This is a genomic window from Streptomyces sp. NPDC058335 (assembly GCF_042723915.1).
In the GTDB taxonomy this organism is placed as follows: Bacteria; Actinomycetota; Actinomycetes; order Streptomycetales; family Streptomycetaceae; genus Streptomyces.
Genome location: NZ_JBHXHX010000006.1, coordinates 340,760 through 366,374, shown reverse-complemented (window position 1 = coordinate 366,374; position 25,615 = coordinate 340,760). Strand labels below are relative to the sequence as shown.

Genomic DNA, 25,615 nt, shown 5'->3' with positions numbered 1-25,615 from the left:
GGAAGAGACCATGCGCGGCAGACTCGGCCGGGAATGCGTGTACGTGCCGTCGTGCCGGTTCGGGCTGTTCGTGGCCTTGCGCCACTGGTGCCCGCCGGGCGGACGGGTGTTGATGTCGCCGGTGAACGACGACGTGATCTTCTTCGTCGTGCTCGCGGCCGGACTCAGACCCGTGCAGGCGCCGTTGCACCCGCTGGACGCGTCGATCGACGTCGACGCGGTGCCGGACGAGGTGTGGGGCTCCCTGTCCGCGGTGCTCACGACGAACCTGTACGGCAATCCGGACGACGCACCGCGACTGCGGGCGAAGTGCGACGCGCTGGGGATTCCCCTGTTCGAGGACGGGGCGCACGCCATCGGCAGCGAGGTGGGCGGCCGGCCGGTCGGCGGCTGGGGCGACGCTTCCGTCTTCAGTCTGTCCAAGCACGTCGGCGCCAAGGCCGGCGGTTTCCTGTCCTGCGCCGACCCGGGCCTGCGCGAGGCCCTGGAGAAGACCTGCGAGGACCTGTTGCTGCCCGGACGGCTGACGGCCGAACTGGCCTACACCGTCCGGCCGTACGCGGAGGCGGCCGTCCGTGGGCTGCGGCTGCGGCGGGCCGCGTGGGCCACGATGCGGATGCTCGGGCTGATGGAGCGCGAGGAGGTCCGGATGCCGTTGCGGGCGGAGGAGCTGGTCCGGGCGGTCGGTGCGGCGCCGGACCTCACCGCGAGCGACTCCTGGGTCCGGGTCGACATGCACGACTACCGGTTGCGTTCCGGCGGGCTGCGCCTGGGCCGGATCGGCCGCAGGCTGGATCACCTCGACGAGGTCCTGACCGCCTGCCGGGCGGGCACGGAGCAGTTGCTGTCCACCCGGTGGGCACGGCCGGTCCCGGGGGGCGGCGCGGGTGAGGCGGACGGATCCGGTGCGGGACCCGGACGGCCGGCTGCCGCCCCGCCCGCCGCCCGCCCCGTCAGCCGGCCCGTTGCCCACCGCATCACGCAAGCCGTCACGCAAGCCGTCACGCAAGCCGTCACGCAACCCGTCGCCCAACCCCTGTTCCGGGTCCCCCTGTTCGTCGCCGACCGGGATGCCGCGATCGCGGCTCTCGCGCGGCGGGGCATCGTCGTCGGGTATCTCTACGACCCGCCGCTCGACGACTACGCGGGCGTCGGCTTCACCGACCTCTCGCCGGATCCGGAAGGGGCCCGCTGGTTCGCCCGGCACGCGCTGCCGGTCGATCCGTTGCGGGCGCGGCAGGCCGTCGACGTACTGGAGGAGTCCGGCGCGCGGCCGGCCGAGGCGCCGGGAGGGCTGGAGCCGACCCGTGGCTGACACGCAGGCCGGAACACACGCCGGGACCTTGGCCGAAACACAGGCCGGGGCCGAAGCCGGGGCACCCGTCCGACCGGGGACCGCGACCGGGGCGCCCGGCGGAAGCGGAACCCCGATCGAGTCACCGGCGCCGACCGAGGCAGAGCCGGGCGGCTCCGGTGGCGGCGGGCGGGATTCCGACTCGCTGTTCCGGAACGCCTACTTCCTGATGCTCAGCACCGGTGTCTCCGCCGTGCTCGGCCTCGGCTTCTGGCTCGTGGCCGCCCGCTACTACACCGAGGAGGCCGTCGGACAGGGCTCCGCCGCGATCGCCGCGATGCGCCTGCTGGCCAGCATCACGGCGACGACGATGATCGGCGCGGTCGTCCGCTTCGTCCCGCGCGCGGGACGGGCGACCGGCGCCCTGGTGTGGCGGGCGTACGCGGCGAGTTCAGTGGTCGTCACCATCGCCGCCGTCGTCTTCCTGCTCACGCTCGACCTGTGGGGGGCTTCGTACGCGCCGCTCGGCACGACGGCCGCGGGGGCGGCGTTCGTCGTCGCCTGCGTGGCCTGGGCGTTGCTCACCCTCCAGGACGGCGTGCTGACCGGACTGCGCAGATCCGGTTGGGTCCCGATCGGCAACGCGGTCTTCTCGATCGGCAAGCTGATCCTGCTGATCATCTTCGCCACCGCACTGCCCGCGCTCGGCATCTTCGTGTCCTGGGCCGCCGCGATCGCCTTCTCGACATTGCCGCTGGGCTGGCTCATCTTCCGCAAGCTCATCCCGCGCCAGACCGCGGCCGACCGCGACCTGGAACCGCCCAAGGCCCGTGAGATGGGCCGGTTCCTGGCCGGGGACTCGCTCGGCGCGCTGTTCAGCCTGGCGATGATCAACCTGCTGCCGGTGATGGTCGCCGTCCGCTTCAGCGCGGCGGAGAACGGCTACTTCTACGTGGCGTACACCGTCGGCGGCACGATGGAGTTCCTGGCCATCAACATGGCCTCCTCCCTCACCGCGCACGCCTCGCACGACCCGCGCCGGCTCGCCGACGGCGTCCGCGGGGCGCTGCGCCGCATGACGCTGCTGCTGGTGCCGGTGGTCCTGGTGCTGGTGGTGTTCGCGCCGCAGATTCTGCTGCCGTTCAACGAGGACTACGCCGAACACGGCACCACCGTGCTGCGGCTGCTGGCCGCCGGGGCGCTGCCGCGGGTCGTGGTGGAGATGTACATCGGGGTGCTGCGCGTACAGGGCCGCACCGGTGTGCTCGCCGCGCTCCAGGGCGCCATGTGCACGCTGGTCCTGGGCAGCGCCGCCGTGCTCTTCACCCCGGCGGGCATCGCGGGCGCGGGCTGGGCGGTGCTGCTGAGCATGTCGCTGATCGCCGTCGTCTCGGTCTTCGGGCTGAAGGCGGCGCTCCGGGAGACGAGCCGGACGCCCGCCACCGTGCCGGCCGACGCCCCGCCCGCCGACCGGGCCGCCCCGGCCACCGCCCCCGACGGCACGCCGCCGGAGGACGGCGCCCGCTGGGCCCGCCTGAATCCCACCGCCGGGTACGGCACGAGCTGGGCGCGCCGGGCGGCGTACGAGCACGGGGCCTCCGACGAGGACACCGTCGCGCTGTTCATAGGGCGCCCCGGCTACGAACGCGAGGCACTCCAGGCGGACACGCTCGCGGTGATCGTCCGCCCGCACAAGGGCACACCTCCGACGGAGCGCGGAGAGGCACCGAGCACACCGGCGCCCGGCCACGAGGGCGACGGCCTCTGGTCCGAGCGCGGCCAGCGCCGGCTGCGCGCCGGGCTGTGGTGCCTCCTCGGTATCGCCACGGTGTCCTACGTCGTGGCGTTGCGGAACCTGCCGTGGCTCGGCGGACGGCTCTCGGGCGGTCTCGCGGAGTCGTTGAGCGGGCGGGGGATGCTGGGCCTGCTGCCCGGCCCCGCGCTGCTCGCCGGGGGAGCGCTGCTCCTGCTGTTCGTCGCCACCGTGACGCTGGGAGTGCGGCACGACGCGTGGCTGCCGGGTACGGCGCTGGGAGCCGTCGCCCTCGCGCTGTACGCCGTACCTGTCGCCCTCGGACGGGAACCACGGGCACTGGGTGGGGCGTTCTACACCCAAACGGCGGATTTCTTCGCGCAGACCCTGGGCCTCCCCGGGCCCGAGCCGCTGCTGCGCTGGGTGCCGCCCGTCTGTCAGCTGCTCTGTCTCGTGCTGCTGTGGCTGCTGCTCGACCGCGTCGGTCGGCGCTTCGGCGACCGTCCGGGCGGGCGGCTGCCGTGGGCGGCGCGCTGGGGGATCGTCTATCTCGTCGCCGTGGGGGGCTGGGCGGGGAGAGAGACGCTCGCGCCCGCCGCGCTGCCGCTGCTCGGCCTGCTGTTCCTGCTCGTCCTGCTCCTGTCCCTCCACCGTGCCGAGCCGCCGGCGCAGCCCGCGCCGGATCCGCACCTGTCACCGGTGAGCGACAGAAGGGCCGTCAGCAGCCCCGTCACCACCCGAACCAGCGACCCGTCCAGCGACTGATCAAGCACAGAGTCGAACCGCCAGGGGGGAACCGCCGTGCGTCCGCCAGCCACTCCACGAGAGAGATCCGAGCCGGAGCCCGTGACCGTTCCGGCCGCACCAGACCCGGCAATCCGGGCCGGCGGTGAGCCCGTGAGCGACCTCTCCGACCTGCCGCCCGGACGCCCCTGGTGGCACGCCGCGTCGCACCCGGCGCCCGCGCTGCTCGTCGCGCTCGCCCTGTGGGGCTGGGCCGTGACGCACACCGACGTCTCCGACCTCGACGACTTCGGCCTCGTCACCGCCGTGCACCCCACCTTCTGGGCGGGCCTGGCGCTGCTCACCGTCGGCTTCTGGGTCACGCTCCGCGGCCCCCGCCGCCACCCCGCCTGGGCGCCGGCGTACGTCGTCGGTCTGCTGGTGATGGAGCGCGCCACACAGGCGGTGCTCTACCCGACACCCCTGTACGCCTGGGCATGGAAGCACGATGCGGTCATCGACCACCTGCTGACGGCGGGCCGGCTGGAGAACGCGGACGCGATCGGCGACATGGCCGTCTACGACCAGTGGCCCGGCTTCTTCGCCGCCCAGGCCACGCTGGTGCGGCTGCTGGGCGTGGACTCGGCCGCACAGTTCATGGCGTGGTGGCCACTGGTCTCCGGCCTGATGCTGCTGCTCCCGCTGCTGCTGCTCTACCGCACCTTCACCGAGGACCGGCGGCTGATCTGGACCGGCGTCTGGCTGTTCTGCGTCGCCAACTGGGTCGGCCAGGACTACTTCTCCCCCCAGTCCCTGGCCTTCGCCCTGCACCTCGGCGTGCTGGCCGTCGTCCTGCGCCGCTACGGCCGCCCCGACCAGTCCGCCGCGCAGCAACGCCAGGCCGTGTGGACGGTGCTGCTCACGGTGCTGGTGGTGGCCCTCGTCATCTCGCACCAGCTCACGCCGGGCATGCTGATCGTCTCGCTGGCCGCCCTCTTCCTCACCCGCCGCTATCGCGACAAGGTCCCGCTGATCACGACCGTCGTGATCTTCCTGGCCTGGTGCCTCACGGCCGCCCTGCCCTTCCTCTCCGCGGCGCTGCCCGACATGCTCCGCTCGATCGGCGACATCGGCGGCAACGTCTCCACCGGCTACGGCGCCACCCCCACCGGCACCGGCGCGGTGACGACGTCCTGGGTCGCCCGGCTGCTGTCGGCCTCGGTACTGCTGCTCGCGGTGGTGGGCGTGCTGCGCCAGCCGGTGCTGCGCCACCGCGCGATGCCGCTGCTGCTGATCGCGGCGGCCCCCCTGCCGATGCTCGGGGCGAGCAGCTACGGCAGCGAGATGATCTTCCGGGTGCTGATGTTCATGCTGCCCGGCGCCGCCTTCTTCGCCGCGGCGGCCCTGCTGCCGCAGGTGCGCACCCTGACGGCGATGGAGAAGACCAGCCAGCCCGAGCCACGCCGCTACCTGTGGCTCCCGCCGCTGGCCCTCCTCGCCGGCACCCTCGCCTTCGTGCCGAGCTACTCCGGCAAGGACCGCATCAGCTACTTCCCGCCGGCCGAGGTGGACCTGGTGCGGCAGGTCATCGACCAGGCACCGGACGACTCCCTGGTCGTCGCGGCCGACCGCAACTATCCGCTGGCGTTCGCCGACTACTGGAGAGTGGACCACTACTGGTTTCTCGACGACGACCGGCAGCACGTCGACACCATCGTGCGCGATCCGGCGGCCACCCTGGCCCGCGACATGTCCGCCGTGGAGTCGCCGGGCCGCGCCTATCTGCTCCTCAGCCGCGGCCAGTTCGCCGACTCCGAGATGAACGGGCTGCTCACGAAGGGTCAGTTGGACCGCATCCGGCAGTCCGTCGACGCCTCGCCCCTGTTCGAGCGGGTGGCGGGGAACGACGCAGGGGTGGCCTACGTTCTGAAGGAGACGGGCCGATGACACCGCAGGAACTGGTCGTCCGGATGCTGCCCCCGTTCGGCGGCTGGCTGGCGCTGTCCGCACTCGCGCTGCCCGACGGCTCCGTGCTGCGGGGCGCGGCCATGATCGCCTTCCTGGCGGCGGGGCCGGGCGCCGCCGTGCTGAGAATCTGCGGTCCCGCGCTGGCCGTGGTCCCCGCCGCGGGGCCCGTGGAGCGTCGGGACCCGGCCTTCGAGCACCACTCCGACCTGCTCGAACGGCTGATGCTGGCCGTCTTCGTGAGCGTGGCCCTCGTGCTGCTCGCCGGGACGGTGTTCATCGCCACGCACGCATTCAGCGCGCAGCGCGTCCTACTGACGCTCACGCTGCTCACCACGGTCGCCGCGTTCTGCCCGCGGCTGCGCGCCTCCCCGCCGAGGACTGCGAAGGGTACTGCTCCGTGAGGTTGCTCCACCCTGGCGACGACGGCCGCGCCCCGCGCGACGACGGCCGCGCACGTCCGATCGACCGCCCGTCCCGTAACGACGACGGCGGTCCGCCTCGCGTCGACAGCTCGTCCTCCGGTGACGAGGGCCGCCGACGTTCGGGCGACCGTCCGTCCGGTGGCGAGGACGGTCGTGCGCCCCGCGATCACAGGTTGCCCCTCAGCGATGACGGCCGCGCACGTCCGATCGACCGCCCGTCCTGTGGTGAGGACAGCCGTCCGCTCCCCGGTGACGACGGCCGTCCGCTCCGTGGTGACGACGGCCGTCCGCTCCGCGGTGACAGCTCGTGCTCCGGTGACGAGGGCCGCCGACGTTCGGGCGACCGTCCGTCCGGTGGCGAGGACGGTCGTGCGCCCCGCGATCACAGGTCGTCCCTCAGCGATGACGACCGCGCCCACTCGAACAACCGTTGGACCCGTGGCGACGACGGCCGCCCGCCCCGTGGCGACGACGGCCGTCCGCTCCCCGGTGACGACGGCCGTCCGCTCCGTGGTGACGACGGCCGTCCGCTCCGCGGTGACAGCGCGTCCCCCGGCGATGACGGCCGCGCACACCGCCACCGGCGCCCGCGAGACCCCCGCCGCACCCCCCGCCGACTCACCTCACGTGCCCCCCGATCGGGCCCCCGCTTACTCACCGTCGCCGCAGTCGCCTGTGCCGTCATGGCCGTCGTCCTCCTCCTGCAGGGTGGCCTCGGCCTGGGGGACTCCGGTTACGGGCCGGAGCCGGCCGGCTCGCGGCCGCCCGCCGTCGGTGGCAGGTGCGCGCCGACCGAACTGCTCGAACCGCCCTGCGGGGCCTGGTTCGGCGCGTTCGTGCCGCACAGCAAGGACAACCTCGCGGAGAAGGTCCGCGGCTACGAGCGGCGCATCGGACGCAAGCTCGACATCGTGTACACGTACCACGACATGTCCCTGGTCCAAGGGGGCCGCCTGGAAGGGCAGTTGCTCACCCCGCAGGAACAGCGCGTCGCAGGTGACGACCATCTGCTGCTGCTCTCCTGGGAGAGCAAGTGGTGGGGCGGCACGCCGGCGCAGCAGCCCACCTGGAAGCAGATCGCGGACGGCGACCTGGACGCGTCGGTCATCGACGTCCAGGCCGCGCGGGTCAAGGAGTTCGGCGAGAAGGTCTTCCTCTCCTTCGACCTGGAGATGGACACCCGCACCCCGGCCAACGGCACCCCCGAGGACTACGTCCGCGCCTACCGCCACATCCACGACCGGTTCCGGGAACTGGGCGTGACCAACGTGGTGTGGACCTGGACCACGACCGGCTATCTGGAGCACGCCGACCTGATCAAGCGCATGTACCCGGGCGACGACTACGTCGACTGGGTGGCCTACAACCAGTACAACTACTACCGGTGCCACAAGGCGGGCTGGCTCTCCTTCGCCGAGACCCAGCAGGCCACGCACGCGTGGATCCGCGAGAACATCTCCGACGACAAACCGCTGATGCTCTCCGAGTTCGGTACCGCCGACGACCCGTCCCGTCCGGGCCGGCAGGCCGAGTGGTACGCGCAGGTGCCGAAGGTCCTGAAGGAGCTGGAGGGCGTCAAGGCCGCGCTCCAGTGGAACTACCGCGACCCCGGCCCGCACTGCGACCTCGCACTGGCCGGCGACGAGGCCTGGGCCAGCCTGCGCAAGGCGGTCTCCGACCCCTACCTGAACCAGCCGTTCGGATAGACGGCCCGGAGACCGCGGGCCGGGCGGCCCTAGCCCGCGAACACGGGCCCGCGCAGCACCGCGCGGGCCCGCCGGTACCACCGCCACCCCACCGTCTTCGGCCCGTCCCGGTACGGGGCGACACGGGCGCCCCCGCCAGCCAGCCAGCTCTCCACATCGGCGACGGTGTGGGAGCGCCGCACGATGAGCCGCGCGATGCGGTACGCCTCGTCCCGTTCCGAACTCAGCGCGTGCCGCACGGCGGTGGCCGTCTCGTACCCGGCGGCGGCCGCCATGCGCCGCACCCGCCCACTGTTGTAGCCGTGCGGATAGGCGAGATGGCGCACGGGATGCCCGAGGGCTTCCTCCAACACGGCGCGCGAGTCCCGCAGTTCGCGGGCGAGGTCGCGAGGCGACAGGGTGTCGAGCTGTGCATGCGTGACGGTGTGGCTGCCGATCTCCATGCCGGACTGCTCCAGCCCGGCGGCCTGGTCCAGGGTCATCATCGGGGCGGGCGGCAGCAGACTGCGCCCGCCGGGACTGATCGCGCCGGTGGTGAGATAGGCGGTGGCGGTCAGATCCCGGGCGGCCACGGCCTCGGCGGTCGGCCCCGGCAGGTCGGCGAACCCGTCGTCGAAGGTCAGCAGCACCGGCCGCGCGGGCAGCGGCGCCCGCCCCGCGAGGTGGTCGGCGAGCGCGCTGACCGTCACGGGCGTACGACCGTTGTCGACGATCGCGTCGAGTTGCGCCGCGAACTCCTTCGGGGTGACGGTGAACTCCGCGATCCAGTCCGGTGGTTCCTCCATCACGGCGTGGTACAGGAACACGGGTATGGCGGTGCCGGCGTGGCCACCCGCCCCCGTCATCGCGCATCCCCGGAAGCGCCGGAAGCGCCGGAAGAACCGGAAGCCCCGGACACCAGCGCGGCCCGCAGCGTGCGCCGGGCGCGCAGATAGCCGACCGGCCCGTACGCCATCCCCTGGCGTTGCAGCCGCGACAGCCTGCGGGGCCATGGATGCCCCCGATCGTCATGCCCACCAGGCGCACCCGCCGCGTCCTCCGCGTCCCGCACCGCCGTCAGCGTGCGGGCGTGCGCGAGTCCGCGGGGCAGCCGGGCGAGGAACGCCGGAAGCAGGGCGGGCCGGTTGACCAGGATCGCGGTGAGGTAGGCGGTGAGGCCGGCGCCGTAGCCGTACGCCTGGGTCTCCAGGTCCTGCCAGGTCTCGCGGTGGTGGTGCCAGACCAGGGCCTGCGGGGTGTAGTGCAGGCGGTGGCCCTGGGCGAGCACGCGGACGAAGCCGTAGAGGTCGTCGCCGCCGCGCGCGAGCGTCCCCGCCCCCGTCGCCGGGTCGAAGCCACCGACCGCGCGCAGCACGCCGGACCGGAACGCCATGTTCGCGCCGGACCCGAACCGGCCCGCCGTGAACGGGAACAGCGGCTCGTCGGCGGGCGGTTCGGCAGGGTCGTACGTCCGTGGTGTGAAGCCCTTCGCGAAGCCGCCGTGGCTCTCCAGCAGGACCTGGGCGGGGGTGCGCAGCCGGGCCGGCAGGATCAGGCCGGTCGCGCAGCCGAGTCCGGGGTCGGCGGCGAAGGGCGCGGTGAGTTCGGTCAGCCAGCGCGGGTCGGCGACCACGTCGTCGTCGGTGAAGGCGACCACGTCGCCGCGCGCGGACGCGAGACCCGTGTTGTGGGCGACGGCGAGGCCGGGGACGGGTTCGGTCACGTACCGCACGCGTTCGGCGTACTTGCGCTCGACGAGTACGCGGGTCGCGTCCGTCACCGGGGCGTTGTCGACGACGACGATCTCGAAGTCGGGGTGGTCCTGGGCGAGCATCGAGTCGAGCGCGTGGGCGAGCCGGTCGGCGCGCTCGCGGGTGGCGATGACGACGCTGGTGAAGGGCACGGTGACCCCTGTGAGGGCCGGTTCCGGTCCGGCACCCACGTGTCGCTGGGCCAGTGCGGTGAGGACCGCCATCGGGTCGGCACCCTCGGGTACCCGCCCGAGCAGCGTGGCGACCGGCCGGCCGCCTCTCCTGACCAGGAGGAACACCTCGCCGTGCGTGACGGGCGGGCTGCCCGGTCCGGGTCTCAGCGCACCGCCGTCGTCCAGTTCGAGTTCGGCGACCTGCACCGGCTCGATCGCGAGGAACCTCTGAATCTCCTGCCGTACACGTGTCGCCTGGGACACGGATCCTCCCCCTCCCACTCCGATGGAACCCGTCAGCGCCCGTCAGCCCTTGTCAGTCCCCGTCAGCAGCCTGTCGCGCATCTGTCGGGACCCGTCAGGACCGTCGCAGCCGCCCTACCTCCTTCAGCGCCCGTGCGGCCGTCGCCGCGAGCCGCGGCCGGTTGCGCACGAAGTGGTGCGCGCGGCGCGAGGGCTCGCGGCTGAGCCAGTAGAGCGCGGCGCCCGCCCCCGGACGCGTCCACGCTCCTTCGTAGACGGGCAGCTCGCCCGTCCTCAGGGAGTCCTTGTACTCGGCGGCCCCCCGCCCGAGGTCGAGCAGCCCGATGCCCTCGGCGGCGGCCGCCTCGGCCATCCGCAGATGCAGCACCAGACCGGGCGAGTACTTCGCGAACTCGGGGTCGTAGGCCGGGAACCAGCAGGCCAGCACGGTCGTCGAGCGCAGCCCGAAGTGCGCGGCGATCGGCTGCCCGCCGGCGTAGAGGACGGACAGCGTGCCGGAGCAGTCCGGGCCGCGCGTCTCCGCGGCCAGCAGGTTCACGAGCCGGGTGATCCAGTCCTGCGCGAACCGGTCCCGGCGGCCGGTCCTGCGGTACTGCGCGGACTTCCACGCCATCAGCGTGCGCAGCGCGGCCGGGTCGCGTTCGTCGAACACGAACCGCAGGTCACCGACCTGACGGCCGAGCCGGCGCTCCTTGGCGAGTGTCGTCTTCAGGAACTTCGGCGACTGCGCGCGCAGGACGGACTCGTACGTTTCGTAACCCTTTTCCACGTCGATGACGTAGGAGGTGTACTCGGCCGCCGCGTGCCGGACGAGCAGTTCCTGCTCCGCCTCCAGATTGTCGAAGGCGAAGCTCGACAGCGAGCAGGCCCGCAGGAGTTCGTCCGCGTTCAGGCCGAGACCCGGGCCGAGGACGGCTCCCTGGGCGTCCGAGACGCCGTACGCGAGGGCGTGGCCCTGGCCGAGCCTGCCCCGCTCATGGGGCAGGAAGCCGACCGGCTCGCGCCCCTCGTACACCACCGCGACGCGCGTGCGAGGCCGCACGTGGCCCACGGCGTCGGTGAACTCCGGTTCCATGAACGGGTTGCGCGCAGCCGTCGACGCGGCGCGCAGCGCGCGCCACCGCTCCCGTTCCCCCTCGCCGAGATCCTCCGGCTTCAGCACACGAATACGTCCGCTGCTCAACCTGACCCCCCGATCAAGTCCCCCCTGGACTGTCTGGACGGTACCGCTCCAGGTACTGCGGGCGGTAGGTAGCGGACCATGTTGTTGCCAACCGGTGCATAGGCCTTTAACTTCGCCGTACCCGGCGTTGCGGCAGAAAGCCGTTTCTCGCGCGAATGACGTCGTTTCCCGCGCGAACGGCGCCGAACTGGAAGTGAGTCGGAGCCCGTTGGGGTCCGTATTCTCTGATCATGGCCGCACCCACCGCATATGCCGCGCGCTGCGCGTACTCCCTCGTCGCCACAGACCTGGACGGAACGCTCCTGCGCGGCGACGACACCTTCTCCGACCGGTCGCTCGACGCGCTCGCGAGGGTCGCCGCCGCCGGCGCCCGCCACCTCGTGGTGACCGGCCGGCCGGCCCCCCGCGTACGGCCGCTGCTGGACATCCTGCGCGGCGGAGGGCTCGCGGTGTGCGGACAGGGCGCGCAGCTCTACGACGTCGGAGCCGACCGCCTGCTGTGGTCGGTCACCCTGGACCGGGAGCTGGCCGAGACCGCGATCGGCAAGATCGAGGCCGAGGTGGGCGAGGTGTACGCGGCCGTCGACCAGGACGGCGTCGACGGGCTCACGCTCATCGAGCCTGGCTACCTGATGCCGCACCCGACCCTGCCGGCCCTGCGGGTCGGAGCACGCGACGACCTGTGGTGCGAGCCGATCAGCAAGGTGCTGCTGCGCCATCCCACCCTGTCCGACGACGAGTTGGCGGCGACGGCCCGTTCGGTGGTCGGCTCGCTCGCCACCGTCACGATGTCCGGGCCGGGCACGGTGGAGCTCCAGCCGTGCGGCGTCACCAAGGCGACCGGACTGGCCCTGGCGGCCGAGCACCTCGGGCTGAGGCCGCAGGACACGATCGCCTTCGGCGACATGCCCAACGACATCCCGATGTTCGACTGGGCGGGGCGCGGTGTGGCGATGGCCAACGCCCATCCGGAACTCAAGGCGGTGGCCGACGAGGTGACGACGTCGAACGAGGACGACGGCGTGGCCGTCGTCCTCGAAAGACTCTTCCCCTAGTCCCCCGGTCCCTGGGGCCTACCGGTCCCTAGTCCCTGGGGGCGACGGTCAGTACGCGCCGAAGACGTTGTCGATCGAGCCGTACCGGTGGGCCGCGTAGTTGCAGGCGGCGGTGATGTTGGCGACCGGGTCGTACGGGTCGTAGGCGGTGCCGGCCACGTGGTACGCGGCGAAGGTGGGGTCGATCACCTGGAGAAGGCCCTTGGACGGGATGCCCGCGGCCGCGTTGGAGTCCCACAGGTTGATGGCGTTCGGGTTGCCCGAGGACTCGCGCATGATGTTGCGGTAGATGCCGTTGTAGGTGCCCGGAATGCCCTTTTCAGCCATGATCGCGAGCGACTCGCGGATCCAGCCGTCGAGGTTGTTGGTGTACCCGGCCGTGGTCGTGGCGGCGGTCGTGGCCGACGCCGTGGTGGCCGCGGAGGCGCTGGTCGAGCCGATGAGCGGGAGTGCCAGCACGGCGGCGCCGGTGGCGGCGACGACGAGGGTGCGGGCGAGACGGGTACGGCGGTGCTGAGCGGCAGCGGGCATGACGAAGGTTCCTCTCCGGCGCCTACGAGGTGAGCTGTCGGGTTCGGGCTGGAAAGTGCCCGGCCGGCCGCCGTACGGGTACGGCGACGCGACTTCACCCCAAGCCGGTCCGGTACGTGCGTGACGTACGGCTCGGCGACTTACCTGGGTCCCCCGCTCCTGCCGTGCGTGAGTGTCGGTCGATGGGTTGCCGGGCGGCGGCAGGATTAGGCGTCTGCCCGACAGGCCGGGAACGTATGCGAGAGCACATGTCCGGAACAAGTGCCGGATTCACAGATCGCCCCTATTGACCATGATCAGATGCGTATGCCTGCTTGATCCTTTGCGTTCGCCAAGCCTCAACTCGCCGACGGGCAAAGCGGAATCACAACTTCCGGTGCAGGTTGCCCGCATGGCCGTGAAGTGAGCCAACTCACCGACGTCCACAACAGGGGTAAAACGGTCATTGAGCCCCAAGTGCCTTTTAAAGGGGCGGGTGTGGGAGCGGCGTCCGGGGAATGCGCTTCCGCCAGGTCCGGTGGAACACCACCTCGCCGCCCTCCGTGCACACGACCTCGTCGGTGGCGACGAAGTCCGTCTCGTCGCCGGTGACCTCCGAACGGGTCCGCACGCTCGTGTCCCAGCCCCGCTCGGGGCGGTGCAGCCGGACCGTCCGGTCGCAGCGGACCCGGGCCGACAAGGGATCGCGCTCGGTGATCGTGTACGTCGTCAGCGCGTCCTCGGTGTACTCCAGGCCGTCGGGGTACGCGCGCGTGCCGGCGTCCGGCGGGACGACCTCCAGCCGCCACTCGCCCCCGGCCTCGTCCCGCACCAGAAGCCGCTCGGGGCGCGGCCCGTCGAGAGTGGCGAGGACGCTCACCCCGAGGGGCGGTGCCTGTTCGGGCTCCTCGAAGGCGACGCCGGCGTCCGCCTCCCGGACCCGCGCCGGCAGTTCCAGCGCGCTGCCCGCCGGGTCCACGGTGAACCCCGCCGCCGACTCGGGCTCGGGCCAGACCCACGGCCAGTAGGCGGAGGAGACGGCGAGACGGATGCGATGGCCGGGCGGGAAGGCGTGGCCGACGGGGGCCAGGTCGAGGACGACGTCCCCGGCAGCGCTTCCTTGCCCCGCGCTTCCGTGCCCCGCGCCTCCAGGCTGCTTGCCTCCAGGCTCCGAGCTTCCGCATTCCGTGCGCCGAAGCTGTCGTACTCCGCGGGTCACGAGGGTCGAGGAGCCGTCCGGGGCCACATCGCAGACCCGGGCGACCACCTGGGCGTGCGGCGCCTCGCACGTCAGCCGCAGCCGTACCCGGGGCCCGCCCAGCACCCAGGTCTCCTCGCTCACCGGGAAGTCGAAACAGACCGAGCGCGCGTCCTCCTCGCGCTGGTCCGGCGGGAGACCGGCGTCGTCGCCGCGGGGGAGCAGACGGCCGGCGTCCACACCCGTGTGCAAGGGGGAGCGCACCAGGACCGGGGCACCCTGGAGGGCGTACGTCACGACGCGCACCCGGGGTGAGGGCCAGGCGGGCTCGCCGACCCAACGGCCGGGCAGGACGCCGTACGTCGTGGCCCGGAGGTGGGAGCCGCGGACGTACGCGCGCAGGAGCGGGTCGGAGAGGACGCCCGTGTCCTTGCCCTTCAGCCAGTGGTCCCACCAGCGCAGGGTCTCCTGGAGGAAGCCGATCGCGGGGCCGGGGTGCGGGGCGTGGTCGGGGTACGCGTGCGGCCAGGGGCCGATCACGCCGCGCACCCGGTCCTGCGGGAGGCGATCGACCAGCCCGAGAACCGTGTCGGGGTACGGGTCGTGCCAGCCGCCCACCGCCAGGACGGGCACGCCGGTCGTGAGGTCCTCGCGGACATCGGTGGGGGTGAACGGGTCGACGGACTCCAGGCGCCGGAGCCACATGTCCCGCCAGGCGTCACCGACGTGCTCGGGGTCGGGCGGCAGGCAGGCGGAGGTGAGCCGGGCCTGCGCCGCCTCGGCGTGCGGAGGGTCGGCGGGGAGGGCGGAACCACTCGGGTGGCGCACACCGTTGTCGGGGTGGCCGTCCGGGCAGCAGACGGCGACGACCGCCTTCAGCGGCGTGGGCGCGGGGGGTGCGAGGGCTGTGCGGGCCGCGACCCGGAGGGCGAAGGCGCCGCCGCGGCCGATGCCGAACATGCCCACCGTGCCGTCGCACCACGGCTGGGCCGCCAGCCACGCGACCACGGCGGCCCCGTCGGCCGCCACGCCATCGGTTGCCGTTCGGCCGGTCGGTTCCGTCGGCGGGCGGGCGGCGTCGTCCGGCAGGCCCTCGCTGTTGCCGTGCCCGCGCGCGTCCACGCGGACGGAGGCGTAGCCGTGGCCCGCGTACCAGGGGTGGCGCTGCCGGTCGCGTGCCGCCGTGCGGTCGGAGAGCCGGTCCGGGGTGTACTCCAGCAGCGCCGGCACGGGCTCGTCCGTCAACGGTCGCCACACGCGGGCGTACAGGAGGGTTCCGTCGGGCAGACGGATGCGGAGGTCCTCGTGGGCTGTCTCGTAGGGGAAGGACGAACGGATGCGCATGTGCGTGGCCCCCGTGAGGTCAGCGGGGAGGGTGTGTCGGACGGCTACGGCCGGGCGGGTGACGGGGGTGACGAGGGTGACCGGACGGCGTCACCGGTCCGCTTTCTCGCCGGTACGGAACGCTTGTACCGGATGATCAGCAACATACCGGGCAGGATCCGATGCCGCCCGGCCGCTCGGGTAGCGACTCCCTGGCGAGCGAAGTTCGAGACGGGGGGACGTGGGGGCTGTCGGTGATCGAAACGTGACCGGATACGCTGACTTGAGTGAGGGCAGCGACCTATCGACAAACCGCGTGATCGCCAGAAGACACCAGCAGACAGGAGACCCCTCGTGACCGTCGTCGGGCCGTTCGGGCTGAGCGTGCGGGACCAGGCTCTGGAAGCCGATGTCCAGGCCGGATTGACGGCTGTCGAGGAAGGCTTGCTCGAGGCCACCAAGAGCGAGGTCCCGTTCATCACGGAAGCCGCGCAGCACCTCGTCCGGGCGGGCGGCAAGCGGTTCCGGCCGCTGCTCGTGATGCTCGCCGCGCAGTTCGGGGACCCGTACGCGCCCGGCATCGTGCCCTCCGCCGTGGTGGTGGAACTGACCCACCTGGCCACGCTGTACCACGACGACGTGATGGACGAGGCCGAGGTACGGCGAGGGGTGCCCAGCGCGAACACCCGCTGGGGGAACTCCGTCGCCGTCCTCACCGGCGACTTCCTGTTCGCCCGCGCCTCGCACATCCTCGCCGACCTCGGGCCCGAGGCCGTGCGGGTGCAGGCTGAGGCGTTCGAACGGCTCGTCACCGGACAGATCCTGGAGACGGCCGGGCCCACCGACGGCCGGGACCCCGTCGACCACTACCTCGACGTGCTCGGCGGCAAGACCGGATCGCTGGTCGCGGTGTCGTGCCGGTTCGGCGCGATGATGTCCGGCGCCGACGAGACGGTCGTGGACGTGCTCACCCAGTACGGCGAGAGGCTGGGCGTCGCCTTCCAGCTCGCGGACGACGTGCTCGACATCGCGTCGGACTCGCACGAGTCGGGGAAGACGCCCGGGACCGATCTGCGCGAGGGCATCCCCACGCTGCCGGTGCTGCGGCTGCGCGAGCGGGCGGCGCGGCTGGCGCTGCCCGAGGACATCGCGCTGTGCGAGCTGCTCGACTCCGACCTCAGCGACGACGCCCGGCTCGCCGAGGCGCTGGGCGCGCTGCGGGCGCACCCGGCGCTGGAGCAGGCCCGGCGGGACACCGTGCGGTATGCCAAGGAGGCTCGGGCGGCGTTGGCGCCGTTGCGGGAGTGTGAGGCTAAGCGGGCTCTTCTGGAGCTGTGCGATGCGGTGGTCCACCGGGCGGGATGAGGCCGGGGATGCCTACGGGGGCCCCGCCCCGCCCCGCCTCGCTGTGCCTCGCCTCGCCTCGCCTTGCCCACCCACCCGCCCGACTCGGTCTGTCGAGAGGTGACCCTCGAACCGCCTCGGGGCTCCGCCCCGCACCCCGGGCGGGGACTGCGTCCCCTGCACGCCTGCGGTGTTCTCCCACCTACCCGCCGGACTCGGTCGGTCGAGACGTACAGGTCGAACCGCTTCGGGGCTCCGCCCCGCACCCCGGGCGGGGACTGCGGGCTTCGGGGCTCCGCCCCGCACCCCGGGCGGGGACTGCGTCCCCTGCACCCCTGCCGGCACACCGCCCCGCGCCCCCGCCGGGACACCTCCGCGCCCCCGCCGAGACACCGCCCGCGCCTCCCGCCCCGGTCTCCCGCCCCGGTCTCCGTCCCCGCGCCCCCCGGACTCCCTCCCCTCACCCCACCCTTACGCCGCCCACCCCCACGTCATACCCCAGGCGTACGTCGGGTTGGGTCCTCGGGTTGACGTAAACGGGTGGCTGATTTGGTCAGATAGGGACTACGGAAATCACCACTCCTCACCGATTCGGGTGAGAATGGCGGCTTGAGTGGGGGACGTTGACCCGCGCGACGACCGGCCGCCGCCGACGACGGAGGTAAGGCACACATGGCACCGTACGCATCCGACGACAGCACGCCCGCCGGGGAGGCCGACGATCTGCGTGTCGGACGGCGCAAGGCCGTGCGGTACATCGTTCCGGTCACCGTGATCGGTGTCGCGGCGGCGACGATCGGGCTGGTCCCGGCGCTCGCCGACTCGGGCGACCCCGACCTGCCGAAGATCACCGCACAGCAGCTCATCGAGAAGATCGCCGCGTCGGACGTTCAGCAGCTGTCCGGCACCGTGAAGATCACCACCGACCTCGGCCTGCCCGATCTGGGCGGGCTGGAGAGCGGGCTCCTCTCCGGGGCCACCGGGGCGGCCGGAGGCGGCGACGGCGGGTCCTCCGCCGACCCCTCCGCCAAGCTCACCGAACTCGCCTCCGGCACGCACACCCTGCGCGTCGCCGCCGACGGCCCGGACAAGCAGAAGCTGTCGCTCCTGGAGAACGCCGCGGAGTACAGCCTCATCCACAACGGCAAGGACGTGTGGGGGTACGACAGCGCCTCCAACGAGGTCTATCACTCCACCTCGCCGAAGGGGAAGGAGGCGGCCGAGCCCGTCCCGACCACGCCCAAGGACCTCACCGACGAAGCCCTGAAGGCCGTCGACGACACCACGTCCGTGACGGTGGACGGCACCGTCCAGGTGGCCGGCCGCGACGCCTACAAGCTGCTGGTCAATCCGAAGCAGTCAGGTTCGACCGTCGGCGCGATCAGTGTGGCCGTGGACGCGAAGACGGGGCTGCCGCTCAAGTTCACGCTGACCCCGGCGAGCGGCGGCGCCGCGGTCGTCGACGCCGGCTTCACCCAGGTCAGCTTCGCCAAGCCGGGCGCCGCCACCTTCGACTTCACCCCGCCCAAGGGGGCGAAGGTGACCGAGGAGGGCAGCGCGGACGCCCCGACCGACGTCCCCGCACCCTCCAGGGACGACCTGGAAGGGGGCTTCGCCAAGGACCTCGCCGGGCTCGACGTCCTCGGCGAGGGATGGACCACCGTCGCCACCTTCGACTCCGGCGGCGAGGGCGTCCCCTCCTCCGGCGACCTCCCCGACGCGGGTGGTCTCGGCGGGTTCCTGGGCTCCTTCGGCGACAAGGTCGACGGCAAGTTCGGCTCGGGCACCGTGTTCTCCACCCGCCTGGTCAACGCCCTGGTCACGGACGACGGCAAGGTCTACGTCGGCGCCGTCACCAAGGACGCCCTCGTGAAGGCGGCGAACACCGGGAAGTGAGCGCCGGGGAGCACTGAGTACCCTGACGGGAACCGACGATCGGGGGACGGGGAGCCGATGGACGACGATGACGACGCGGCGGAGGCGGCGCTCGGGGCGCCGAGTCCGGCCGACGGGGACACCGTCATCCGCACCCGCGCCCTGACCAAGCGCTACCGAGGCGGACAGCTCGCCGTCGACGGCCTCGACCTGGCCGTCCCGGCGGGCAGCGTCTTCGGCTTCCTCGGTCCGAACGGCTCCGGCAAGACCACCACCATCCGCATGCTGATGGGCCTCATCGAGCCCACCTCCGGCACGGCGCGGGTGCTGGGGCACCCCATGCCCCGCGCCTCCCGCGTCGTGCTGCCGCACGTCGGCGCACTCATCGAGGGCCCCGCCCTCTACGGCTTCCTCTCCGGCCGTGACAACCTCCTGCGCTACGACGCAGCCGACCCGACCGCCGACCCCCGCACCCGGCGTGCCCGCGTGGCGGAGGCGCTGGAGCGGGTGGGCCTGACGGCGGCCGCCGCGAAGAAGGCGAGGGCGTACTCGCTCGGGATGAAGCAGCGGCTGGGCCTGGCCGCCGCCCTTCTCCAGCCCCGCCGGCTGCTGGTCCTGGACGAGCCGACCAACGGCCTCGATCCGCAGGGCATGCGCGAGATCCGTGTCCTCGTGCGGGAGTTGGCGGCGGAGGGGACCACCGTCTTCCTCTCCTCCCACCTCCTCGACGAGATCGAGCAGGTCTGCACGCACGCGGCCGTCATGGCGCGCGGGCGGCTCCTCACCCAGGGCCCGGTGTCCGACCTGGCGGCTCGTGCGCGCGGGCGGCTGGCCGTGACCACCCCGGACACGGCGGACGCGGCCCGGGTGCTGAAGGAACAGGGTGTGGCGGACGTCGTCGTCTCCGAGGACCGGGTGACGGGCGAGCCCGCCGACCGTGAACTGGCCGAACTGAACGAGGCGTTGGTGACGGCGGGCGTCCGGGTGCGCGGCTTCTGCGTGGAACGGGCCTCCCTGGAGGACGCCTTCGTCGCACTGACGGGGGAGGGCTTCGATGTCGCGGGCTGAAGTGAAGGCCGTACAGGTGAAGGCCGAACCGGTGAAGGCCGCACCTGTGGCGGACGGCGAAGGCGCGCGTCCGGTCAGTCGGTTGTGGACCCTCGGACTCTTCCGCAGTGAGCTGACCATCACCCTGCGCCGCTGGCGGACCCTCGCCCTGCTGGGCGTGCTGGCCGCCGTGCCGGTGCTGGTCGGGATCGCCGTGAAGATCGAGACCGGTGACGGTTCGACGGGCGGTCAGCGGGGCGGCGGCGGTGAAGGCCCGGCCTTCATGGCGCAGATCACCAACAACGGCCTGTTCCTGGTGTTCACCGCGCTGGCCGCCACGCTCCCGTTCTTCCTGCCGATGGCCGTCGGCGTCGTCGCGGGGGACGCGGTCGCCGGAGAGGCGAACTCCGGAACCCTGCGCTATCTCCTCGTCGCCCCCGCCGGCCGTACCCGCCTGCTGCTCGCCAAGTACGCGACCACGGTGACCTTCTGCCTGTTGGCCACCCTGGTCGTCGCGGTGTCGGCGCTGGCGGTCGGAGCGCTGCTGTTCCCGCTCGGCGACCTCACGACCATCTCGGGCACCCGTATCTCCTTCGCCGACGGCCTGGGGCGGGCCCTGTTGATCGCCCTGGCCGTCACCGCCTCGCTGCTCGGAGTGGCCGCGCTCGGACTGTTCGTCTCCACGCTCACCAACAGCGGCATCGCGGCCATGGCGACGACCGTGGGCCTGCTCACCACCGTGCAGATCCTCGACCAGATCCCGCAGTTGCACGCGATCCAGCCGTACCTCTTCTCCCACTACTGGCTGTCCTTCGCCGACCTGATGCGCGAACCCGTCTACTGGGCGGAACTCCAGAAGAACCTCGGGCTCCAGGCGGTGTACGTCGCCGTCTTCGGCTCGGCGGCCTGGGCGCGGTTCACGGCGAAGGACGTCACGGCGTAGCGGCCGGTCCCCGCGGCCCGCCCCCGCCCCGCCGCAGCCGTTGCCTGCCGGGGCCGGGGTCGGTGCCCGCCGTCAGTCGGTCTCGAAGGCGTACCGGGCGAGCGGCGCGGGCTGCGCGAAGAAGGTCTTCGCGCGGGCCAGAGCCTGCGTGTCGTTGAGGACGTCACCCGGCTTGCTGCCGTTGCCGAGCAGTACCCCGCCGAACCGCATCTCCATGTACGTGGCCGAGTTCTTCAGCGCGCCGACCAGCGGATCGGCCACCGCCTGCCGCTCCTCGGCGAGCGCGGTGACGCCCCACAGGGTGCGTCCGGCCAAGGTCGCCTTGAGGTCGACGCCGGGGGTGCGCAGCCAGCCCGACCAGTAGTCCAGGTAGCGCTTGGCCTGGCCGGACAGCGTGTACCAGTACAGCGGCGAGGCGATCACGATGTCGGTCGCCGCGAGCGTGGCGTCGAGCAGCAGCGCCACGTTGCCCTCGGTGGGACGGACGTGGTCGCTGTCGTGGCGCAGGTCCTCGAAGTCGGGCAGCGGATGCTCGGCGAGGCTGATCCACTCCTGCTCGACATGGGCGGGCAGCTGCTCGGCGGCGGCGCGGGCCAGTTGCTCGGTGTTGCCCTCGGGACGGCTGCTGCCCAGCACGAACAGGAAACGTCGGGTGCTCATGGGTCCCCCAAATGGTCGGCGTGCGACTGTAAAGCGCATGTGCATAATATGCATACGCAAGTAGCAGCCGCCAGGGGTCAACCAGGAGTGCCGAGGGCCAGGGCCCCGGATCAGGGTTTCCCGGGGGTGCCGAGAACCCCCGCCCGAGCCTCCGCGGCCGCCGCCACGGAGAGCAGCACCGCCTCCCGCCCGTGCGCCGCCACCACCTGGAGCCCCACCGGGCAGCCGTCCGCGCCGACCCCCGCCGGAATACTGATCGCCGGATGCCCGCTCAGGTTGAACGCCCACGTCAGCGCCGTCGAGTAACGGTCGCCGGGGCCGTCGTGGCCGTGCGCGGGTTGAGGGGTCGTAGGGGTCAGCAACAGGTCCACCCGATCGAAGAAGGCGGCCAGCCGACGGTCGTTGACCCCCCGGACCCCCCGGACCCCTCGTACCTCCCGTACCTCCCGTACCTCCCGTACCTCCCGTACCTCCCGTACCTCCCGTACCTCTGAGGTACGACCCGACCCGCGGAGCGCGAGCCAGGCGGGCGCGGGATCCGCCAGCCGCAATGGCGTCTCCGACCGCGGAGGCCGTACGACACCGGCGTCGACGAGTCGTGCGAAGGCGGCCCGCGCGAGGGCCAGGGGCTCCGGGGCGGGGTCGGCGAACCCGAGATCGGGGGAGAAGACGGCCGTGAGCGACCCGAGCCGCAGTCCCTGTCCCTCCCCCTCCCCGGAAAGCACTCCCCAGTACGCCTCCGCGTCCGCCGCGTACCGAACCAGCACGCCCGGCGCCGCGAGCCCCGTACGGTCGGCGGACGGGAAGCGGCCGCTCGTGACCTTCAGGCCGACGACGCCGCACCAGGCGGCCGGGATGCGCACCGAGCCCGCGCCGTCGCTGCCGGTCGCCAGCGGCACCAGGCCGGCCGCGACCGCCGCCGCCGAACCGGCCGAGGAACCGCCGGGCGTGCGGTCGGCGCGCCAGGGGTTGACGGTACGGCCGTGGGCGCCGAGTCCCCAGGTCTGCCAGGGAGTTCCGGGTCCTGGCACGGCCGTCGCGCCCACCGGTACGCAGCCGGCGGCCACCAGTGACCCCGCCGTACGCAGCCCGTGCCGGCCCTTGACCCCGATCGGCACCCCGGCCAGCGGCAGCCGCTCGCCCGCGGCGACCCGCGCGTCCACCTCGGCGGCCCGCTCCGCCGCCGCGTCCTCCCACACCTCGGCGAACGCCCCCAGCGCACGGTCCTCCCGCCGGATTCGATCCAGCGCCCCGGCCACCACGTCGACGGCCCGCAGCCGGCCCTCCCGTACGGCGGCGGCGAGCGCGACGGCCGGGGAAGGGGGCGTGGGCGGAGCTGCGCTCAGCGCGCCCGCCGGGCGGCCGTGCTGGTGAGGCGGACCAGGGGTTCCGTCTCGCGGGGAGGGGTGCCCGACAGGTCACCGAGGCGCCAGTCCTGGACCCATGGCACCCGGTACACGTCGATGACCGACTCGATCAGCCGTACCCGCTGCGCGAGTTGGCGCGGCAGCCGGCCCGGCGCGTCCGCGACCAGCACGACCGCCTCCAGATCGAGGCCCGCCGGGGCCTGCCCGCGCCGGAAGACCTCCAGCATCCGCAGTACCGATTCCAGTCCGGACGCGTGGGTGCGGGCCACGAGCAGGACGGACGGCGGGTCGTCCGGGCCGGGCCAGTCCCGTCCGCAGTCATGGCCGCCGTAGACCGCGGCGAGCGTGGAGGCGCCGGCCCCGCCGTGCGTGCCGAGCCAGGAGAAGCGACGGGGCCCGGGGGCCGCGGTGTACGGCCCCGGTGGGGGCTCCGGCGCCGACACCGGGCCGCGGATCCAGATCTCCGGCCCCGGCAGCCGCCCGTCCGTCGTCCGCATGCCCCGCACTCCTCGTCGTCGCCACCGCCGCCCGCGCGGCCGGACCGCCGCCGGATCCCCGTGACCCACGGGCCTTGGAACGAGGCTGTGACGTCGCGGTGACGTGCGGACCGGGCCCGGCCGGAGAGACTCAACAGTACGTGTACGTGTGGGTGCACGGGTTATGAGCACAACGTACGTGCACGGCGACGTGTCAGGGTGAGGAACCGATGTCTCGACTCAGCCGCGAGAAGAAGCGGGCACAGCAGTACGACGGGCGTCCGGCCGTCGCGGTGGCGCCGCTCGACGTGCACGTCTCCGGGGGTGGGCCGGCGAGTATCGGCGGCGTCCCCGTCGTCGCCGCCGACGGGCAGGAACTCCAGCAGGCCGTCCTCGGCCACCTGCACCGCATCGCCCTCGCCACCGGGCACCCGGTGCTCGCCACGGTTCACGACGAGCGCATCGGCTACGTCGTCCCGCTGCGCGTCGAGCCGGACGGCTCCAGCCACTTCGCGGGCGAACCCCTAAGGGTGCCCCCGCAGAGGGAGCCGGGCGACCGGCCGTCGGCCCCGCCCGCCGAGGCACCGCCCGCGCCGCCCTCGGAGCTTGCCGAGGCGGCCGCTCCGGCCGCACCGACCCGGCATGACAAGCCCACGCACTTCCTGCGCCGCGAGCCGGGGATGCCAATGATGCCGGTGGAGCCGGTGGAGCCGGTGGAGCCGCAGGACGGGATCCCGGGTGCGGCAGCCGCTCCGACGGGCGTGTTCGGCCCGCCGCCGGTGATGGACCGTACCCCCGAGGACGCCCGCCCCCACCCGACCCCCGAGCCCGTCCCCCGCATCACCGCCTACTCCACCCCCGCCCCCATCCCGCCCCGCGCCCCCGAAGCGGCCCTGGGGCTCGACCCCGAGCCCGAGCCCAAGCCGACCCCCGCCCGTGGCTTCGACGCCGTGGCGGAGGCCGTGCTCGGGGAGGATCCGCGCTCGCTTCCCGGGGTCGACGGAGCGCCCGCGCTGCTCGGCGAGCCGATGGCGCGGATCAACGAGGCCGTGCGGGCGGGACGTACGGACACGGCCGCGGCGCTCGCGGAGCGGACCGTGACCGAGGCGTCGGCGACGCTGGGACCGGAGCACCCCGAGGTGCTCCGGCTGCGTGAACTCGCCTCCTACATCGCCTACTTGGCCGGTGATCCGGTCCGTTCCTTCCACCTCTCGCTCGACCTGGCCCGCATCCACCACGGCAACCGGGACGCGGAGGCCGCGTACGGCAACGTACAGAGCGCGGCGACGGCCTGGCGTGCCGTACGGGACCCCTTCCAGGGCCTGAACCTCGGCACCGAACTCCTCACCCTGTGGACCGAGTTGGTCACCGAGGGCGGCCCCGCCGCCGAGGACGCCGAGGAACTGGAGTCGGCCACTTCCCGGATGACCCGGCTGGCCGGACGGGCCCGCGACTCGGGCACGGGCCCGCAGGGGCAGGGCGCCTGAGGCGTAGGCCTACTGCGACAACGTCCACACCGCGTGCGCGAGCGCGTCCGCGTTGCGGTTGAGGGCGGTGTCGTTGACGTTGGCGGTGGTGTCGCAGGAGGAGTGGTAGCAGCGGTCGAAGGCCTGTCCGGCCGTACCGCCCCACTTGGTCACCTGCGCCGCCGTCTTCGCGCGGCTCGCCCCGGTGAACAGGCCGCCGACCGGGACGCCCGCGCTCTTGAAGGGCGCGTGGTCGGAGCGGCCGTCGCCCTCGGTCTCGATCTCCGTGGCGACGCCGATGCCCGTGAAGTAGTCCTTGAAGGTCTTCTCGATGACCGGGTCGTCGTCGTAGACGAAGTAGCCGGGGTTCGGCGAGCCGATCATGTCGAAGTTGAGGTAGCCGCTGATCCGGGCGCGGTTCGCGGAGGACAGGTTGTTGACGTAGTGGCGGGAGCCGACCAGACCGAGTTCCTCGGCGCCCCACCAGGCGAATCTCAGGTGCTTGGTGGGTTGGTAGCCGGTGCGGGCGACGGTGAGGGCGGCCTCCAGCACGGCCGCCGAGCCGGTTCCGTTGTCGTTGATGCCGGCGCCGGAGCTGACGCTGTCGAGGTGCGAGCCGGCCATGACGACCTGGTTGGTGTCGCCGCCGGGCCAGTCGGCGATCAGGTTGTAGCCGACGCGGCTGGACGCGGTGAACTGCTGGATCGTGGTGGTGAATCCGGCGGCGTCCAGCTTGGCCTTCACATAGTCCAGGGAGGCCCGGTAGCCGGTGCGGCCGTGGGCGCGGTTGCCGCCGTTGGCGGTGGCGATGGACTGGAGCTGGGTCAGGTGTGCCTTGACGGCGGTCACCGGGATGTCGGGCGCGGCGGCGATCGCGACGGGCTCGGGGGCGGGCGCCGCGCCGGCTATGGATCCGGTGGCGAGCAGCGTGGCGGCGGCGACGACGGCGGTCGCTGTCGCCCGCCCGGAAACGGAGAGCTTCATGGTGGGGGCTCCGAGTTCCAGAGGGGTCCCCGGTGGGTTGGCCACAGGGAACCCACAGTGAATGGGGTGCCTGGATGGTGAAGCTGTGGCCAACTCTCCGTCAAGAGCGCTATCTGGACAAGGAGTTCACATAGCGGAGCCATCGCGGTCC

At 72.8% G+C, this 25,615-nt stretch carries 20 protein-coding genes and 1 riboswitch; of the genes, 11 read left to right on the top strand and 9 right to left on the bottom strand.

Annotated elements, in window-relative coordinates; genetic code table 11:
• The first annotated feature begins 10 nt into the window (after window positions 1–10).
• The 5 genes from ACFWJX_RS14250 (at window position 11) to ACFWJX_RS14230 (ending at window position 7,866) form a co-directional block, all read left to right on the top strand.
• Window positions 11–1,315 (top strand): DegT/DnrJ/EryC1/StrS family aminotransferase, encoded by a 1,305-nt coding sequence (locus ACFWJX_RS14250; protein ID WP_383241597.1) that lies wholly within the window; start codon window positions 11–13, stop codon window positions 1,313–1,315.
• Window positions 1,308–3,812 carry a lipopolysaccharide biosynthesis protein gene (locus ACFWJX_RS14245; protein ID WP_383241594.1) on the top strand — a complete coding sequence of 835 codons (2,505 nt, stop codon included), beginning with the start codon at window positions 1,308–1,310 and terminating at the stop codon, window positions 3,810–3,812. Before ACFWJX_RS14250 ends, ACFWJX_RS14245 begins: the two co-directional genes overlap by 8 nt.
• Window positions 3,813–3,944: 132 nt before the next feature.
• Entirely contained in the window at window positions 3,945–5,717 is a 1,773-nt protein-coding gene (locus tag ACFWJX_RS14240) for a glycosyltransferase (RefSeq protein ID WP_383241591.1), read from the top strand.
• Window positions 5,714–6,139: a hypothetical protein gene (locus tag ACFWJX_RS14235; RefSeq protein WP_383241588.1), complete on the top strand. Its 426-nt coding sequence runs from the start codon at window positions 5,714–5,716 to the stop codon at window positions 6,137–6,139. Before ACFWJX_RS14240 ends, ACFWJX_RS14235 begins: the two co-directional genes overlap by 4 nt.
• Window positions 6,140–6,843: 704 nt before the next feature.
• Window positions 6,844–7,866, top strand: a complete 1,023-nt coding sequence (locus tag ACFWJX_RS14230; RefSeq protein ID WP_383241585.1) for a glycosyl hydrolase — start codon at window positions 6,844–6,846, stop codon at window positions 7,864–7,866.
• A 29-nt stretch (window positions 7,867–7,895) separates the two neighbouring features.
• On the opposite strand, the gene ACFWJX_RS14225 is transcribed toward ACFWJX_RS14230, so the two are convergent.
• The 3 genes from ACFWJX_RS14225 to ACFWJX_RS14215 form a co-directional block, all read right to left on the bottom strand.
• The gene (locus ACFWJX_RS14225; protein WP_383241582.1) at window positions 7,896–8,711 is read right to left on the bottom strand and encodes a polysaccharide deacetylase family protein; all 816 of its coding nucleotides are present in this window, start codon (window positions 8,709–8,711) and stop codon (window positions 7,896–7,898) included.
• On the bottom strand, window positions 8,708–10,033 hold the full coding sequence (locus tag ACFWJX_RS14220) for a glycosyltransferase (RefSeq protein WP_383241579.1): 1,326 nt from the start codon (window positions 10,031–10,033) through the stop codon (window positions 8,708–8,710). Before ACFWJX_RS14220 ends, ACFWJX_RS14225 begins: the two co-directional genes overlap by 4 nt.
• A 94-nt stretch (window positions 10,034–10,127) precedes the next feature.
• Window positions 10,128–11,201, bottom strand: a complete 1,074-nt coding sequence (locus ACFWJX_RS14215) for a GNAT family N-acetyltransferase (RefSeq protein ID WP_383241900.1) — start codon at window positions 11,199–11,201, stop codon at window positions 10,128–10,130.
• 245 nt (window positions 11,202–11,446) lie between these two features.
• On the opposite strand from ACFWJX_RS14215, the gene ACFWJX_RS14210 reads away from it, so the two are divergent.
• Complete coding sequence (locus ACFWJX_RS14210; RefSeq protein WP_383241576.1) at window positions 11,447–12,271, top strand: HAD family hydrolase; 825 nt, start codon at window positions 11,447–11,449, stop codon at window positions 12,269–12,271.
• A gap of 48 nt (window positions 12,272–12,319) precedes the next feature.
• Here the strand turns inward: ACFWJX_RS14210 and ACFWJX_RS14205 are convergent, their stop codons facing one another.
• Both ACFWJX_RS14205 and ACFWJX_RS14200 read right to left on the bottom strand, forming a co-directional pair.
• Window positions 12,320–12,802 (bottom strand): transglycosylase SLT domain-containing protein, encoded by a 483-nt coding sequence (locus tag ACFWJX_RS14205; RefSeq protein WP_383241573.1) that lies wholly within the window; start codon window positions 12,800–12,802, stop codon window positions 12,320–12,322.
• A gap of 4 nt (window positions 12,803–12,806) precedes the next feature.
• A riboswitch (cyclic di-AMP (ydaO/yuaA leader) is annotated at window positions 12,807–12,987 on the bottom strand.
• Window positions 12,988–13,265: 278 nt separating this feature from the next.
• Complete coding sequence (locus ACFWJX_RS14200) at window positions 13,266–15,323, bottom strand: CocE/NonD family hydrolase (protein ID WP_383241570.1); 2,058 nt, start codon at window positions 15,321–15,323, stop codon at window positions 13,266–13,268.
• Window positions 15,324–15,656: 333 nt separating this feature from the next.
• Between ACFWJX_RS14200 and ACFWJX_RS14195 the strand changes: the two genes are divergently transcribed.
• From ACFWJX_RS14195 to ACFWJX_RS14180, 4 genes are all read left to right on the top strand, one after another.
• Window positions 15,657–16,667 carry a polyprenyl synthetase family protein gene (locus ACFWJX_RS14195; RefSeq protein WP_383241567.1) on the top strand — a complete coding sequence of 337 codons (1,011 nt, stop codon included), beginning with the start codon at window positions 15,657–15,659 and terminating at the stop codon, window positions 16,665–16,667.
• A gap of 651 nt (window positions 16,668–17,318) precedes the next feature.
• Window positions 17,319–18,542: an outer membrane lipoprotein carrier protein LolA gene (locus ACFWJX_RS14190; protein ID WP_383241564.1), complete on the top strand. Its 1,224-nt coding sequence runs from the start codon at window positions 17,319–17,321 to the stop codon at window positions 18,540–18,542.
• A 57-nt stretch (window positions 18,543–18,599) separates the two neighbouring features.
• Complete coding sequence (locus ACFWJX_RS14185; protein WP_383241561.1) at window positions 18,600–19,589, top strand: ABC transporter ATP-binding protein; 990 nt, start codon at window positions 18,600–18,602, stop codon at window positions 19,587–19,589.
• Window positions 19,576–20,511: an ABC transporter permease gene (locus tag ACFWJX_RS14180; protein ID WP_383241559.1), complete on the top strand. Its 936-nt coding sequence runs from the start codon at window positions 19,576–19,578 to the stop codon at window positions 20,509–20,511. Before ACFWJX_RS14185 ends, ACFWJX_RS14180 begins: the two co-directional genes overlap by 14 nt.
• A gap of 72 nt (window positions 20,512–20,583) precedes the next feature.
• Here ACFWJX_RS14180 and ACFWJX_RS14175 read toward each other — a convergent pair whose 3' ends face one another.
• From ACFWJX_RS14175 to ACFWJX_RS14165, 3 genes are all read right to left on the bottom strand, one after another.
• Window positions 20,584–21,171 (bottom strand): flavodoxin family protein, encoded by a 588-nt coding sequence (locus ACFWJX_RS14175; protein ID WP_383241556.1) that lies wholly within the window; start codon window positions 21,169–21,171, stop codon window positions 20,584–20,586.
• Between the two features lie 110 nt (window positions 21,172–21,281).
• Window positions 21,282–22,517, bottom strand: coding sequence for an amidase family protein (locus ACFWJX_RS14170; RefSeq protein WP_383241897.1), 1,236 nt, complete (start codon window positions 22,515–22,517; stop codon window positions 21,282–21,284).
• Window positions 22,514–23,035, bottom strand: a complete 522-nt coding sequence (locus ACFWJX_RS14165) for a DUF6668 family protein (RefSeq protein WP_383241553.1) — start codon at window positions 23,033–23,035, stop codon at window positions 22,514–22,516. The genes ACFWJX_RS14170 and ACFWJX_RS14165 overlap by 4 nt, the downstream gene beginning before the upstream one ends.
• Window positions 23,036–23,244: 209 nt before the next feature.
• On the opposite strand from ACFWJX_RS14165, the gene ACFWJX_RS14160 reads away from it, so the two are divergent.
• Window positions 23,245–24,501 (top strand): tetratricopeptide repeat protein, encoded by a 1,257-nt coding sequence (locus tag ACFWJX_RS14160; protein WP_383241550.1) that lies wholly within the window; start codon window positions 23,245–23,247, stop codon window positions 24,499–24,501.
• Between the two features lie 9 nt (window positions 24,502–24,510).
• Here the strand turns inward: ACFWJX_RS14160 and ACFWJX_RS14155 are convergent, their stop codons facing one another.
• Window positions 24,511–25,464, bottom strand: coding sequence for a M28 family metallopeptidase (locus ACFWJX_RS14155; RefSeq protein ID WP_383241547.1), 954 nt, complete (start codon window positions 25,462–25,464; stop codon window positions 24,511–24,513).
• Between the last annotated feature and the right edge of the window lie 151 nt (window positions 25,465–25,615).